The 15,076-nt window shown below is 69.7% G+C and carries 8 protein-coding genes; 2 read left to right on the top strand and 6 right to left on the bottom strand.

Annotated features, from left to right (window positions below; genetic code table 11):
• Positions 1-51: 51 nt before the first annotated feature.
• Together ACGFIE_RS25545 and ACGFIE_RS25550 are read right to left on the bottom strand one after the other, a co-directional pair.
• A complete protein-coding gene (locus tag ACGFIE_RS25545; RefSeq protein ID WP_363689560.1) occupies positions 52-975 on the bottom strand; it encodes a hypothetical protein in 924 nt (307 codons plus the stop codon).
• A 29-nt stretch (positions 976-1,004) separates the two neighbouring features.
• A complete protein-coding gene (locus ACGFIE_RS25550) occupies positions 1,005-2,333 on the bottom strand; it encodes a carotenoid oxygenase family protein (protein WP_393298952.1) in 1,329 nt (442 codons plus the stop codon).
• 154 nt (positions 2,334-2,487) lie between these two features.
• Here ACGFIE_RS25550 and ACGFIE_RS25555 point away from each other — a divergent pair, with 154 nt between their 5' ends.
• A complete protein-coding gene (locus ACGFIE_RS25555; RefSeq protein ID WP_393298955.1) occupies positions 2,488-3,897 on the top strand; it encodes an aldehyde dehydrogenase family protein in 1,410 nt (469 codons plus the stop codon).
• Here ACGFIE_RS25555 and ACGFIE_RS25560 read toward each other — a convergent pair.
• From ACGFIE_RS25560 to ACGFIE_RS25575, 4 genes are all read right to left on the bottom strand, one after another.
• Positions 3,857-4,510 carry a 4'-phosphopantetheinyl transferase gene (locus ACGFIE_RS25560; protein WP_393298957.1) on the bottom strand — a complete coding sequence of 218 codons (654 nt, stop codon included), beginning with the start codon at positions 4,508-4,510 and terminating at the stop codon, positions 3,857-3,859. The genes ACGFIE_RS25555 and ACGFIE_RS25560 overlap by 41 nt on opposite strands.
• On the bottom strand, positions 4,507-5,352 hold the full coding sequence (locus ACGFIE_RS25565; RefSeq protein ID WP_393298960.1) for a metallophosphoesterase family protein: 846 nt from the start codon (positions 5,350-5,352) through the stop codon (positions 4,507-4,509). The genes ACGFIE_RS25560 and ACGFIE_RS25565 overlap by 4 nt, the downstream gene beginning before the upstream one ends.
• A gap of 178 nt (positions 5,353-5,530) precedes the next feature.
• Complete coding sequence (locus tag ACGFIE_RS25570; protein WP_393298963.1) at positions 5,531-10,951, bottom strand: carboxyl transferase domain-containing protein; 5,421 nt, start codon at positions 10,949-10,951, stop codon at positions 5,531-5,533.
• Positions 10,952-11,377: 426 nt separating this feature from the next.
• Positions 11,378-12,508, bottom strand: coding sequence for a LacI family DNA-binding transcriptional regulator (locus ACGFIE_RS25575; protein ID WP_393298966.1), 1,131 nt, complete (start codon positions 12,506-12,508; stop codon positions 11,378-11,380).
• Between the two features lie 565 nt (positions 12,509-13,073).
• Here ACGFIE_RS25575 and ACGFIE_RS25580 point away from each other — a divergent pair.
• The coding region (locus tag ACGFIE_RS25580) for a glycoside hydrolase family 2 TIM barrel-domain containing protein (protein WP_393298969.1) at positions 13,074-15,076 on the top strand (2,003 nt) is incomplete at its 3' end.

Here is a 15,076-nt window from a genome sequence, read left to right on the forward strand (position 1 = left end):
ATCCAGATCCGGCACCGGGGTGCCCGTCGGCGGGGGACTGTTCGGTCGGCGTCAGCTGACGGTGTCGAACCTGCCGAAGCCGGTGCCGACCGTGACCGGCTCGGCGAACAGGCTCTCCGGGTTGTCGCGGTCGAACTCGCCGGTGTGGACCCAGGCCGCGAGCGTCCCGTCCGGGCGCAGCGTCAGCAGGTCCGGCTTGCCGTCGAGGTCGACGTCGGTGTGGGTCAGGAACTTCATGTCCTGCCAACCGCGGGCGACCACGTACCAGTTGCCGCGCTCCGGCTCGACGTGCTCCGAGCCGGTCGGCACCGGGAACTCGAACAGCGCGATGTCGCCGTTGGCCCGGCGGACCAGCAGGTCGAGGTTGCCGGTGCCGGTGAAGTCGGCCATCGCGAACGGGAAGTCGGCCGGGTCGATCGTGGTCAGCGGCAAGGGCTCCCGGTCGTACGTGTCGTCTGCTACGACCCCGTTGTTGAGGTGCGGGAAGCTGTCGAAGTTGCCGCCGCCGAGACCGCGGGAGTAGATGTCGTCGTTGCCGGTGCCGGTGATGTCGGCGAAGCCGAACGTCGACCAGTAGCGGTCGTCGTCGCGCTTGCCGGAGATGCGCATCGGCTCGCCGAGCGGGCCGATCTCGCCAGGCCCGCCGAGGTTGGGGAACCAGAAGAAGCCGAATTGGCCGTTCTCGCCGGTGTTGATCTGGCGGAGCTCGCCGTTGATGACGACCTCTTTGACGTTGAACGCGCACACCTCGGCCTGCCCGTCGCCGGAGACGTCGCAGGCCCGGATGAAGCAGAACCGCTTACGCGTGAAGTCGTCCGCGATCTTGACCGGGTCCTCGTAGGTCGAGGTGCCGTTGAGCTTGCCGCTGTGCGGGTAGACGAGCAACTCGCCGGTGTCCGGGTCGCGTACGAGCAGGTCCAGCTTGCCGTCGCCGCGGAAGGAACGGCAGGAGCCGTTCATGAATTCGAAACCCACGTGCGTTTTCTCCGTTCTGAGGGATCGGGTCACAGATCGGGCAGCCAGCTGCCGTGGAAGCCGTACGGGACGCGCTGCGGCAGGTGGATGGTGGCGACGGGGGCGGCCGTCATGTCGTCGACGTCGACGATGATCAGGTCGCTGGTGTCGGTGGCGGCGTCGTACACGTAGGTCATCAGCCACCCGGCGCCGCCGGCCCGGTCGTCGGCGGGGGCGAACGCGGCCTCGCTGGGAATGCGGCCGGGGGCGAGCCTGTGCCGCGCGACCGCGCCGGTGCCGGTGTCGTAGCGCAGCAGCGCCCCGTCGACCGGGTCGTGGCGCGGATGCGAGGCCGCCACGACCGTGTGCACGAAACCGGAATCGAGGCCGGACAGCCGATCGTCGATGCGGGGGAACTCGGTGTTGCGGTCGTCCAGCTGCTCCTCGGCGACCTTCCCGGCGCCGAGGTCGATCGTCCACCGCCACAGGTTGGACTCGGGGTAGGCCTCGCCGCTGCCGGAGCGCCAGAGGTAGGGGTAGCGCACGACGTAGAGCACGATGTCGTTGCCGTCGTCGTACGCGCAGGCGACGTGGAACACGTAGCAGGGCTCCACCTCGAACCAGTGGACCGCCCCGTGCGGGTCGTCGCGCCGCAGCACCCCGACGCGGGCCGGGTAGTCGGGGTTCCACCGGTACGGGAAGGCCTCGCCGCGCATGGCCAGCTTCATGTCGAATACGACCGGCAGATCCAGGAACACCACGTGCCGCTGGGTCAGGGCGAAGTCGTGCATCATCGTCGGGCCGACCCCGTCCACGACCCGGCTGACCACCAGGTTCCCGGCGGCGTCGGTCCGGTGATAGGTCAGGAACGGGGGCGTGAGCATGCCGTACCCGAAGAAGTGCAGCTCGCCGGTGAGCGGGCACGTCTTCGGATGCGCGGTCATCGGCGTGGTCAGCAGGCCGCCGAAGTCGTACGCGCCGACGGTGTCCAGCTCCGGGGTGAGCAGGTAGGGAAGGCTTGACTCGGCCAGCGCCAGGAGGTTCCCGGCGTGTCGGACGATGTGGGTGTTGACCGTCCCGGCGGTGAGGTCGCGGTTGCCGAACTGGTCGAACAGCTGGGCGCCGTCGGTGAGGGCGGTGGTGCGTACCCACCGGTTGCGGTAGGCGGTGGCGCGCCCGCCTTCCAGCCGTACTCCGTGCACCATGCCGCTGCCGAGGAACCAGTGCGCGGACGCCGCCTCGTGCGGGTTCGGGCCGTTGCGCAGGTACCAGCCGGTCAGTTCCTTCGGGATGGCGCCCGTGACGGTCAGATCGGTGGCGGTGAGCTCGTGCGTGACCGGGGCGTAGTTGCCCGCGAGATGTGGAACTCCGGTGGACAAGAGCTCGTTCCCTTCGACGGAAACCGGCGGCACCGTCGACTATCTGGCGAGCCTCGAGCTGAGGTAACCCCTAGGTCGCCCCTGAGAATCGCCCCAGCGACGGAAATGCCCGGTCCGGCCCGGCTAACGTCCCGGTACCGACGAGGGGGAGACGATGCCGCAGTACGCCATGACGATCGGCGGCGCCCGGGTGACCGGCACGGCGACGTTTGAGGTGGTCAACCCGGCCACCGGCCGGCCGCACGCCGAGGCACCCGATTGCGACGAGGGACAGCTGGACGACGCTTTCACGGCGGCGCACGAGGCGTACAAGTCGTGGCGCCGTAACGAGCGCGCCCGCCGTCGGGCTCTGCACGCCGCGGCCGACCTGCTGACCCGGCGGACCGGTCAGTTGGCCCCGGTGCTCACCGCCGAACAGGGCAAACCCCTCAAGGACGCCGCGTACGAGATCGGCGGCGCCGCCTGGTGGCTGCGGTACGCGGCCGACCTGCCGATCCCGCACGAGGTCATGCGGGACGACCCGGCGGCCCACGTCGAGGTGGTCCGCCGCCCGATGGGGGTGGTCGCCGCGATCACCCCGTGGAACTTCCCGCTGATGCTGGCCTGCTGGAAGATCGGCCCGGCGCTGCTGGCGGGCAACACGATGGTGCTCAAGCCCTCCCCCTGGACGCCGTTGACCACCCTGGCGTTCGGCGAGCTGATGCGCGAGGTGCTCCCGCCCGGGGTGCTCAACGTGGTGAGCGGCCTCGATCCGCTGGGTGCGTCGATGACCGCCCACCCGGTGCCCCGCAAGATCAGCTTCACCGGCAGCGTGGCGACCGGCACGAAGGTCGCGGTGGCCGCGGCCCGCGACCTGAAACGGGTGACCCTCGAGCTGGGCGGCAACGACCCCGCTATCGTCCTCGACGACGCCGATCCACACGCCGTCGCCCCGCAGCTGTTCAGGTACGCCTTCGAGAACAACGGCCAGCTCTGTTCCGCGATAAAGCGCGTGTACGTGCCCGAGCGGCTGCACGACGACCTCGTCGGCGCCATGGCCAAACTGGCCGCCGAGGCCCGGGTCGGCAACGGTTTCGAGGCGAGCGTTCAGTTCGGGCCCGTCAACAACCGGCCACAGCTTGAACGGATCATCGACCTGGTGGCCGACGCGCGGGACCGGGGTGCCCACATCGCCGCCGGCGGCGAGCCGGGCGTCGGACCCGGCTACTTCTACCGGCCGACCATCGTGACCGGTGTCGGCGACGACGCCCGGGTGGTCGCCGAGGAGCAGTTCGGCCCGGTGCTGCCGATCCTGCCGTACCGGTCGGTCGAGGAGGCGGTCCGCCGGGCCAACGACACCCACTTCGGTCTGGACGCGTCCGTCTGGGGCGGCAACACCGAGCGCGCGGCCGAGGTGGCCGAGGGCCTGGAGTGCGGCACCACCTGGATCAACACTCATTTCGCGGTGCATCCGGGCCGGCCGTTCGGCGGCCACAAGTTCAGTGGGATCGGCGTCGAGAACGGCCGGCTGGGGCTCGAGGCCTTTACCGAGGTGCAGGTGCGGCATTCACCGTTACCGCGGTGAGCACCAGCCCGTCCTTCACCAGCCAGCGGCCGGTGAACCCGGACACCGGGCCGGTCACCAGCACACGGGCCCGGAAGACGGCGGCCGCGGGGTCGAACGTCAGCTCGGCCTCGTCGAAGCCGAGCATCCGCCGGGCGAGCGGGAACCACGCCTTGTAGACCGACTCCTTGGCGCTGAACAGCAACCGGTCCCAGCAGACCGACGAATCCTGGACGGCGAGCGCGGCCAGGCGCGGCCGTTCGGCGGGCACCGTGACGGCTTCCAGGACACCCTCCGGCAGCGGGGCGTGTGTCTCGGCGTCGATGCCGAGGCTGGCGAGGTGACCGGCGTCGGCGACGGCCGCGCCGCGATAGCCTGCGCAGTGGGTGATGCTGCCGACGACGCCGGCAGGCCAGACGGGCTCTCGCCGTTCGCCGCGGAGGATCGGGCCGGGTGGGACGCCGAGCTGGGCCAGGGCCTCACGCGCGCACCGGCGGGCGGTGACGAACTCGCGTCGGCGGGACTCGACCGCCTGCGCAGTCGCGGACTCCTCGCCCGGGTAGACGGGCTCGTCGTCGAGATCGCGGAACGCCTCGGCGACGCGGACGCCTGCCGGGAGCAAGTCCTCGATCATCGGGCGGCGACCGGGGTGTGCCGGACGGCGCGCATGGGGGCGGGCTGGTCGCCGCGTCGCGGCCTCCACTCGCGCGGGTAGCCGAGCGAGACCTCCTCGAACCGTACGCCGTCGTAGTGGGTCGTCCGAGGTATGTGCAGATGGCCGTAGACGGCCAATTCCGCGCGGAATCGGACGTGCCAGTCGGCGGTCAGTTCGGTGCCGCACCACTGCGCGAATTCCGGGTATCGCAGCATGTCGGTGGGCTGCCGCACGAGGGGCCAGTGGCTGACGAGCACGGTGCGCAGGGCCGGGTCGACGGCGGCCAGGCGCCGTTCGGTTTCGGTCACGCGCGCCTGGCACCAGGCTTCACGACTGGGGTACGGGTCGGGGTGCAGCAGCATCTCGTCGGTGCACACCACGCCAGTGTCGTACGCGTAGCGCAGCGATTCGTCCTTCGTCCGGGTGCCGGGCGCCCGGAACGTGTAGTCGTAGAGCAGGAAGAGCGGGGCGATCACCAGCGGGTCGTCGGGGTCGGGCCAGACCGCGTACTCGTCCTCCGGGGTCAGCACGCCCAGCTCCCGGCACGCCCGGACCAGCTCCCGGTAGCGCCGTTCGCCGCGGAACTGCACCGGGTCCTGCGGGTGAGCCCACAGCTCGTGGTTGCCGGGTGCCCAGATCACCTTGGCGAACCGCTCGCTGAGCCGCGCCAGTGCGCCGGTGACCTCGTCGAACTTCTCCGCGACGTCGCCCGCGACCAAGAGCCAGTCGTCGTCGGACTCCGGCCGCAGCGTGTCGGCGACCTGGCGGTTCTCCCGGTACGACACGTGCAGGTCACTGACCGCGTACAGGGTCCTTCGCATTAATCGAACGGTAGTGATCAGACGCGCGGTCGGCCACCCCTAGCAACACAGGGGTCGGTCGGCGGTGAGCCCCACCGGTGTCCCGGCAGGACAATTCCGGGGCGCCGCTGCCAGCAATGAGCTTCTTCACCGTGGCGCCAACCGACGACGGGTGTTCGTTCGGTTCGTCGTGGCCGCGCTACGCTCCCCGCTTGCCGAGGCCCTGTTCGATCGCTTCGATGAGGCGGGGACGTAGTTCGGCGGTGCTGACGATGGCGTCCACCGAGCCGACCTCGACCGCCCGTTGGATGCTGTGCACACGGTCGAACTCCGCGGCCACCTCGCCGAGCTTCTCGGCGCGCACCGATGAGTGGACCTCGGCGAGACGCATGCTGAGGGCGGCCCGTTCGGCACCGGACGCGGCTGCCACCTGGGTCTCGAGTTCGGCGACGCGCGGGTCGTTGGCGGTGCGGTTGTTGACGTCACCGGAGAACACCACCGCGGCGGCGGGGGCGCCGCCGAGGACGGAGGCGAACGAGCCTTCCAGCGCCAGGACGGTCATGTTCGGGTTGAGGGCCTTGGAGAAGACCACGAATGCGCCGCCGTGGTAGCGGGAGATCACGGTGAAGATGATCGGGCCCCTGAAGTTGACGATGGCCCGGCCGATCTCGGCGCCGTACTCCAGCTGGAGGTTGCGCATGGATTCCGGTGAGCCGTCGAAGCCGGACAGGTTGGCCAGTACCACCAGTGGTCGGTTGCCGGAAGCGGCGTTGATCGCTCGCGCCGTCTTGGCCGACGAGCGCGGGAAGAGGGTGCCCGCGGTGTAGGTGTCGGGGCCGTCGGTGGGCGGGAAGCCGCGCCGGGTGACCGGCCGGGACTCGATGCCGATCAGACAGACCGGGCGACCGCCGAGGTGCACGTCCTGGACCGCGGCGGTGTCGGCGTCGGCCATGCCGGCCCACCGCTCCAGGACGGGGTGGTCCTGGTCGGAGACAGCACGCATGACCGTACGAATGTCGAAGGCCTTTTTGCGGTCCGGGTTGTGTCTTGCCGAGAAGATCCCGCCGACGGTGGTGAAGTCACTACCGGCGATGGTGTGCGGGTAGCCGGAGATGTCCCGGTCGGCGGGGTCGGTGGTGAGCGCAGGACGAGGTTGGGACTCACCCGGCGCCACGTAGGTGTGGTCGTAGTGGATCATGAGCACGTCCCGGGCGGCCGGCAGGCTGGGCGCCCAATACTGCGCCTGGCCGTTAGGGCCCATCACGCGGTCGTAGCCGCCGATGCCGAAGTTGTCCTCGGCCGACACGCCACCGGCGAAGTCGAGCGACTGCTTGCCGGTGAGGACCATCGCCGAGTCCGGTGTCATGACCAGGATGCCCTTGGTGTGCATGAGCATCGTGGCCTCGGCGTTCCAGTACGGCTGTGCGCCGACGTTGATGCCCGCGACCACGATGTTGATCTCGCCGCCGCTCTGGGTGAACTCGACGATCCGCTTGAGCGCGGCCGCGACCCAGTCCATGTTCTCGGTGCCCGAGGACATCGAGATCCGCGCGCCGGCGGAGAGTGTGAACCACTCCAGCGGCACGGCCAGAGCGGACGCCAGGTCGAGTGCGGCGATGACCCGGGCACACTCCGGCTCGGAGAGGGCACCGAGCGACTTGGTCGGGTCGCCGAGCAGCACGACCCGTCTGATGCCCTCCGGGTAACGGTCGGTCGGCGTGGTGACGACACCGGCGACGATGGCCGCCGAGTTCCGGCCCTTCGGCCGGTCGACCGGCTGCAGAGCCCCGGCGGAGTTGAGGTCGTACTCGACGAAACTGCCCAGAAGATCGGTCAGCTCGTACGGGTAGACAGTCCCGCGCCGTGCCGCCCGCAGCACCTTCTGCCGGTAGTCGTCCAGCGGCTGCACCAGCTCGGTGGACGGCTCACCCACGTGCAGGCGCGCGCCGTTGCCCGGCTCCAACGTGATCGTCACCGCCACCTCGGTCAGCTCCCCGCTGGACCGCCGCTGACGAGCGATGAACTGCACCTCTTCCAGGCCGGCCCCGGAGGCGGTCGGCAGGATCCGTTGCACCAGCGCGTTCAGCTCGTCCAGTGACAACTCGGTGACCGGCCACACGTACATCATGATCCGGTTGGTGTCGAACCTCTTGTTCTGCGGGCGCTGCGCCTGGATGTTGCGGATCGCGTCCAGGGCCAGCGTGAGGGCCTGCTCGAGGGCCGGCAGCGCGACCAGGCGGCCGCCGGTCTCCCGCAGCGCGGTCAAGTCCCGGACCTGGCACATCGCGATGAGCCGCTCGTCAGCCGGATTGTTTCTGGCCACCGCCTTGAAGAGGTACATCTCCTCATCGACGGAGGGCAGCCGAGTCAACTGGAACTGGTGGAGCCGCTTCAGTTGCAGGCGCTTGGCGATCTGGGGATGCAGACCCCGGATCAGACGGTCCTCGGTGAAATGTCCCGACTCATCCGCCCGGAACGTGAAGTGATGGTGCATCACCGCGCCGTGGGTGCCGGCCACGGTCACGGTCAGGCGGTGCACACCGATGTGCGGAGGATGCTCGGCAAGCAGTTCGCCGAATCGTGCTGCCATCACGTCGATGGCAGGCTGGTCCTCCCACGCGACGTACAGGTCTGCGACCAGTTCTTCGCCGGTTGTCCCGGTGGCGAGCTTGTTCAGCCTGCCGAGGGCGGAGGGAAGACCTGTCATGTCCGTGGCGCCCGCCGCCACGCGTGTCGAGCCGTGCTCTGCCGTGATGAATTCGTCCTGCACTGTCAACGCGGTCAGGCCGCGGTTGCCGTAGTAGCGGCGGGTGAGCACTTCCAGCAACGGCGCATGATCACGGAGGCCTGGACGCCGGATCCGTTCGCCGATGATCCTCACGAGGGGCTGCAGGCAGCGGACCATCCGCTGGATTTGGTCGGCGCGGTCGGGAGCATCGGGATGCCGATCGAGGTAGCGCAGGCCAGCCCGGACCTCGGCATAAATCTTCGCTCGGGTACGCCGGAGCAGCGGCTGCGCGTACCACCGGAACATGATGCCCCGGGCCAGGTCGGACAGGGCTACGAATCGTACTTGGGTGGCTTCGATCAGGTGCCCCAGCGCGATGGCGGCACGGCCGGCGAGCGGCTCCCGGGGCGGATTCGCGGTGATCCACAGGCCCAGGATCTCCGCAACCACACCCGCGTTCGCGGCCGACTTCTGCATGGCAAGGAAGATCCGGAAGACGGCGTTCTCCAGTTCCGGTGTCCGGTCCAGATCGGTTACGCCGTAGTGCGCGAGAACCCGTTCGAGCCGGGTCCGGAACGCGGGGGGAAGTCCCGCCCGGTCGGCGTCGAGGCTCCGCAGATAACTGTGGAAGTACTCGCGAGGGCTGTGCACCGCGTTGCCCGGCTCGGTCTTCCAGTCGTCGTCCGGCCTGTTGCGACTCAGTTCGGCCAGGTCGGCGAAGACCGTCAGCAGGTCCAGCTCGCCCTGCCGCGGATCGGTACGCGCGGCCAGGTATACCTCGAGCTCGGCCGGGTCGACGTCGTAGCCGAGCAGCATGGCCCGCAGGTTCGCCAGGCTCTGGTCGGCGGACGGGTCGGCCTGCGACGAGGGCAGGTCGATCTCGGCGGTGTCGCCGGCCGCGGTCTCCTCGACGTCATCGGTCAATGGCTCCAGGCGTATCAGCGGGGCGGCGGCCTCGACGTGGCTGCCGACCGCGACCGCGCATTCGCGTACCCGGGCCTTGAACGGCGCCCGCAGCACGTTCTCCATCTTCATGCTCTCCAGCACGAGGATGGGCGCGCCAGCCTCCACCTCGTCACCGACCGCGAGGGGGGTGGCGACGACGAGGGCGGGCGCGGGGGAGCGGACCACGCCGCCCTCGTCCCGGCTGACCCGGTGGGTGACGCCGTCGACCTCTATCGTGCGGATCGGCCCGTGGGTGGCGGTGACCAGGCGGAAGCGGTGGCCGTTGACGTACATCTGGCTGGTGTGCTCGTCGAACCGCTCGGTCACCACGTCGGCGTGCCCGTAGGAGGCGCCGGAGGAGATGCCGACCCCGAAGCGTTCGCGGCCCAGCCGGGAGACCTGCACCCGGTACCGGACGCCGCGCAGCTTCAGGTCGAGCGCGCGGTCGGTGTCGTGCCGCACCTGGGGACGGCCGCCGTGCGCGGTGGCGAGCAGCCGCTGCTGGCTGACCTCCTCTTCATCCAGATAGGCCCCAATGCCGGCGGCGGCCAGGGCGATCGCCGAGTGCCGGTGGCTGATCAGGCGGCCCTCGGCGCGGACCCGGTCGATCCAGCCGGTGTCGGCGGAGCCGTCGACGACCTCGGGCTGGTCGAGCAGATCGAGCACGAAGCTCTTGTTGGTGGAGCCGCCCTCGATGATGACCGTGGTCTCGGCCATCGCCCGCCGGAGCCGCCCGAGGGCCTCCTCGCGGTTGCGGCCGTACGCGATGATCTTGGCGATCATCGAGTCGAACGCGGCAGGGATGCTGTCGCCCTCGCTGACTCCGGTGTCCACCCGGATGCCCGGGCCGGCCGGCAGCGCGAGCCGGGCGATGCGGCCCGGCGACGGAGCGAAGTCACGATCCGGGTCCTCGGCGTTCAGCCGAGCCTCGACCGCGTGCCCCTGCTCGACGGGCTGCGCACCTTCGAGGCGGCCGCCGCCGGCCACGTACAGCTGGAGTTTGACCAGGTCGGTGCCGGTGGTGATCTCGGTGATCGGGTGCTCGACCTGGAGTCGCGTATTCACCTCGAGGAACGCGAACAGCTTCTCGCCCGGCTGGAAGAGGAATTCGACGGTTCCCGCGCTCCGGTAGCCGACCGCGAGCGCCAGCCGGACCGCGGCCGCCTTCACCTCAGCGGCCTGCTCGGGCGCCATCACGACCGAGGACGACTCCTCGATGATCTTCTGGTTGCGCCGCTGCACCGAACAGTCCCGGACACCGAGCGCCCAGGCGCCGCCTTGTCCGTCGGCAATCATCTGCACCTCGACGTGGCGCGCGCCGGTCACCAGGCGCTCAAGGAAGACCACACCGGAGCCGAACGCCCGCAGCGCCTCCTGGCTGGTCCGCTCGTACGCCTCGGTCAGATCCGACGCCGAGTCCACCCGCCGGATGCCACGCCCACCGCCACCGGCGGTCGCCTTCAGCATCAACGGATAGCCGATCTCGTCACCGGCCCGCAGCGCGTCCTCCAGAGTGGCCACCTCGCCGCGACTCCACGGAGCGACCGGAACCCCAACCTTCTCGGCGATCAGCTTCGAGCCGATCTTGTCACCGAGCTTGCGCATGGCCTCCGCGCTCGGGCCCACGAAGGTGACCCCGATTCGGTCGCACAACTCCGCGAACGCCGGGTCCTCGGCGACGAAACCCCAGCCCACCCAGGCCGCGTCGGCGCCCGTCTCGACGAGCGCGCGCTCCAGTAAGGCATGGTTGAGATAGGGCCGCGCGGCGGCCGGACCGAGCGGATGGGCCAGATCCGCCTCACGGACGAAGGTCGAGGTTCGGTCCTCGTCGGTGTAGAACGCGACCGTCTCGATCGGGGTTCCGGTCTCTGCGGAGAGCTCCCGCGCGGCGTGGATGAGCCGCATGGCAGGTTCTCCACGGTTGATGATCGCGATACGCCTGAACATCGGTCGTCCCCTCCTTGCCTGACCCGCAGAAGACGGTCGCGTGTGACATCGCACACGTATCGTGGTGCAGGCTTTGACGAAAGTAGCGTGCGAACGGGAAGCAGGGGGTACCCCTGCTTCCCGTTCCAGGGGGGCGCGAGCTGCCGCTCTAGGTCTGATCAGAATCGGTCGCTGCGGTGACCCGGCGGGGAGCGTCCTGGACGCTGATCTCAGCGGCCCGGCGCACCGACGGGTTCATCCGGCGCGGCAAGCCGAGCCAACCAGGTTCGGGACCCCGATCTACCGGCTCGCGGCTGTCCGAGTGGTGCTGATACACCAATGAGATGTCGAACTTCGCCTGCACGCGGGTGCTGCCGCCGCTCGTCAGCGACGGCCGGTGCGGGTCTCGGGTGACGTGCCGCCACAGGTGAAGCAGATCGACGCTGATCAGGGCCGGGTGGATGGGACTTCGCTGCCGGCGGGCTGATCGTGCGGGCCACCGGGGGCAAGGGGGATCGCTCGGCGGCCACGTCCCGGGATCGGCCGGGGCGGTGGTGGCGCCGTCGAGGCGCGGACGACGAGGTCGACCGGTTGGTCGGCCGCCGGTGGAAGCTCGACGTCCGGCTTCTCGATGACCTGTACCAGCAGCGCGAGGCCCTGCCGCGCGACCTCGTCGAACGGCTGCCGCACGGTGGTGAGCGGGGGAGTGACGTAGGCGGCGACCGGGATGTCGTCGAACCCGACGACGCTGATGTCCTCGGGCACCCGGCGCCCGGCCTCGAGCTGCGCGCGGATGAAACCGATCGCCATGTCGTCGTTCGCGGCGAACACCGCGGTCACGGTGCCGTCGCCGGCCAGTTCCCGGGCTGCCGCGTAGCCGGACGCGGCCGACCAGTCGCCCTCGACGACCGGCGGTTCGTCCGCGCCGTGGGCTCGGAGCGCCTCGCGCCAGCCGGCGAGACGGTCCCGTGCCGAATACCACCGCTGCGGGCCGGCCAGGTGATGGACGGTCGCGTGCCCCAACTCCAGCAGGTGCTCGGTCGCGGCCCGCGCGAGCCGGCCCGCGCCGACCCTGGCGGTCACCACCTGCGGCGCGGTGAAGGTGGGCGGCGCGCCGAGGACCAGGACCGGCACGTCCACGCTGATGAGGCCGACGCCCTCGTCGATCGGCTCGGAGATGACGAGGCCGTCCACGCCCTGGTCCAGCAGCGACGCCAGGGCGCTCGCGATGCCGCCCGGGTCGCCCTCGATGGTGGTGGCCACCCGCAGCGTGTAGCCCACCTTCCGGACCGCCTCCTCGACGCCCATGAGCCACGACGCCGGCCCGTACAGGGCGCTGCCGAGCGTCACCACGCCGATCGACCGGGTCCGCCCGGAGGCCAGCGCGCGGGCCGCCTGGTTGCGCCGGTAGCCGAGCTCCGCGGCGGCGTCCAGGACCCGCCGGCGCGCGTCGGCCGAGACGTACGGCTCGTCGTTGAGGACCCTGGACACCGTCTTCTGGGAGACGCCGGCCAGCCGCGCGACGTCCACGCTGCGTGGTGCCGGAGGGCTTCCACCCGGCCTCGCCGGTCGCGTCACGGCACCTCCCATCGCCGGCCATAGTCCTGTATGATTGCGCAGTCATGTCTACGCAGTCAGACACTCACCGTTAACAGCTCGCAACCCGCCCGTGACGCTGGCGAAGCACGTTCCTTGCCGACACCCTAACCCCAGTTTCGAACCGAACAGTTCAGGCTCGGCCCGCCCGCCGACTTGGCCGAGGACCCCAGTGCTGTCCACGCCTTGAGCGCGTCACGCGGCCCGGTGCCGCAGAGGCGAATCGGTTCGCTATTCGATCGGTGTCGCACCGCTCGGCCGGCGAGACGGAATGCCTGAGCGCGATGCCTTGGCGCTCCGGAAGGGTCGTATTCCTCGGCGGCCGTTCGCAGCTTACGAGGCGTCCGGAGCAGGAAGTAACCGTCCTGAAACCTTGACTTAACGCGCGATACGCCCTTTGATACAGGTCTATGTATCTGGCCGCAACCATCCTTCCCGGATGGTCGGCGACGCCGGCAGATTTGTCGAATCGATTCGAGTCTCGGCCGTGAGGCCGTGCCCTGAACCGGTGTTGCGGAGCTGGCGGACGAGTCACAGGAGGGTTACCGTGCATCGTACGAACGTCCACTGGGGTGGCCGATTGTCGGCGTTGGCCAGAGGGCTGGCCGCGACCGTGGCGCTCGCCCTGCCCCTGACGCTGGGCGGCCTGACCCTGACGACCCCCGGGTCGACCCTGGCCGCGCCGGTCGCGAAGCAGAGTGTCGCGGCCGCCGGTGTCGACGGTGTGGCGGCCGGTAACGCCGCGATCTCCTCGGTTGACCTGGCCGGGACGTGGAACTTCACGCCGGCGGGCCGGGCGGCGACCACGATCGCGGTACCCGGTGGCGGCTGGTACAAGCAGGGCTTCACCACCGTGAACGAGGCGGTGTACTCGCGCAGCATCACCGTGCCGGACTCGGGGCAGCCGCAGTCGACCTGGATCGAGTTCGGCGCCGTCAATCACCAGGCGACGCTGTCGGTCGACGGCCGCGTGGTGGCGACCCAGACGACGGCGTTCACCCCGTCGAACTTCGACATCAGCGCATACGCGGCGCCCGGCACCACCCACACGATCACGGTGAACGTGAAGGGCCGCGGCGCGTTGAAGGCATCCAACGGCCGTTACCTGGTACCCGACGCCGCCACGTGGTCCGAGGCGGTACCGCAGGGGATCTTCGGGTCCGCGTTCCTGCGGGTGTACCCGGCGGTGTACGTCAGCGACACATTCGTGCGTACGTCGGTGGCGAACAAGACGCTGACCTACGACGTGACGGTGCGGAACACGTCGGGCAGTTCCCGGTCGGTGACGTTGACCGGGTCGCTGTCGTCCAAGAACGGAACGGCTTTCAGCTACCCGGATCTGCCCAGCCGTACGGTCACCGTGGCGGCCCGCTCGACCGCGACCGTGACCGTCGGGCCGGTCGCGTGGAACCTCGACAGCACCTCGTACTGGTGGCCCAACGTGCCGTACCGGTCGGGGTACCGGGCGCAGCTGCACGGGCTTGCGGTGCATGCCGTCACCGACGACGGCCGGACGAGCGACGGCGAGTACCGGTTCGGGTTCCGGGAGGCCACCCAGAACGGTGACTACTACTACCTCAACGGCGTGCGTGTGAACTTCCGCGGCGACAACCTCCAGGGTGCCGACTACGACCGGATCAACAACGGTGGCAAGGGCGACGCGTACCACACCCTGCCCGGCTTCCTGCCCCCGTCGTCCGGCAACGGCGGCTGGCCGCAGGCGGTGGACAACTACCAGCGGCTGAACTACAACGTGGTGCGCATCCACCAGGAGCCCGGAAGCCCGTACATGTTGGATGTCGCCGACGAGATGGGCCTGATGATCATCGACGAGGTCGCGATTCGCGGCTCCCAGTCCTCGCAGGAGTGGAAGGAGTCCGTCGGGCACGACAACATGGTCAACCACGCCCGTGCGCTGGTCCTGCGCGACCGCAACCACCCCGCGATCATCCGCTGGAGTCAGAACAACGAGCCGAACCAGAGCGGCCAGGATTCCGAACAGTTCGAGAAGGAGCTGTACGCGGCGATGAACGGCGCCGACGGCACCCGGCCGATCATCGCCGAGGTGGGCGTCGGCAACAATGTCAGCCTGTATCCCGGGATGACGTACGCCAACTTCGCGGTGATCCCGCACTACGTCGACGGCTTCGGCAGGTACGGGGAGGGCCTGGTCAGCGTGAACGGGCGGCCCGACGGCGAGGGCGAGTTCATCTGGCCGGCATGCAACAACAAGCAGGGCTTCGAGTGGTTCGCCACGGCAACCATGGCCAAGCGCGGCAAGGGCGCCACCGACCTGCGTCCGTACACGCTGCTGTCCGCCTGGGCCAGCGTGGTGCCGGGTGTGCGGTCCACCGACTTCACCCCGGAGGAGGGTGGTCACCCGATCTACGGCGCGGACAATCTGCCCGATCCGTGGGGCAACCCGCAGATCCAGCGGGTGCAGGCGGCGTTCAATCCGGTGGCGGCGGTCGATCTCCCGTACTGGTCGGCGTCCGGTAATTCGGACTCCAACGGCACCTTCCCGCTGCCGCAGGCGGTACCCAGCTACGC

The organism is Micromonospora sp. NPDC049275, from assembly GCF_043197115.1.
Classification (GTDB): domain Bacteria; phylum Actinomycetota; class Actinomycetes; order Mycobacteriales; family Micromonosporaceae; genus Micromonospora.

Excerpts from the sequence above, each read along its gene's own strand:
- ACGFIE_RS25560 (WP_393298957.1), bottom strand. The coding sequence starts at position 4,510 with ATGATCGAGGACTTGCTCCCGGCAGGCGTCCGCGTCGCCGAGGCGTTC.
- ACGFIE_RS25565 (WP_393298960.1), bottom strand. The coding sequence starts at position 5,352 with ATGCGAAGGACCCTGTACGCGGTCAGTGACCTGCACGTGTCGTACCGG.
- ACGFIE_RS25555 (WP_393298955.1), top strand. The coding sequence starts at position 2,488 with ATGCCGCAGTACGCCATGACGATCGGCGGCGCCCGGGTGACCGGCACG.
- ACGFIE_RS25570 (WP_393298963.1), bottom strand. The coding sequence starts at position 10,951 with ATGTTCAGGCGTATCGCGATCATCAACCGTGGAGAACCTGCCATGCGG.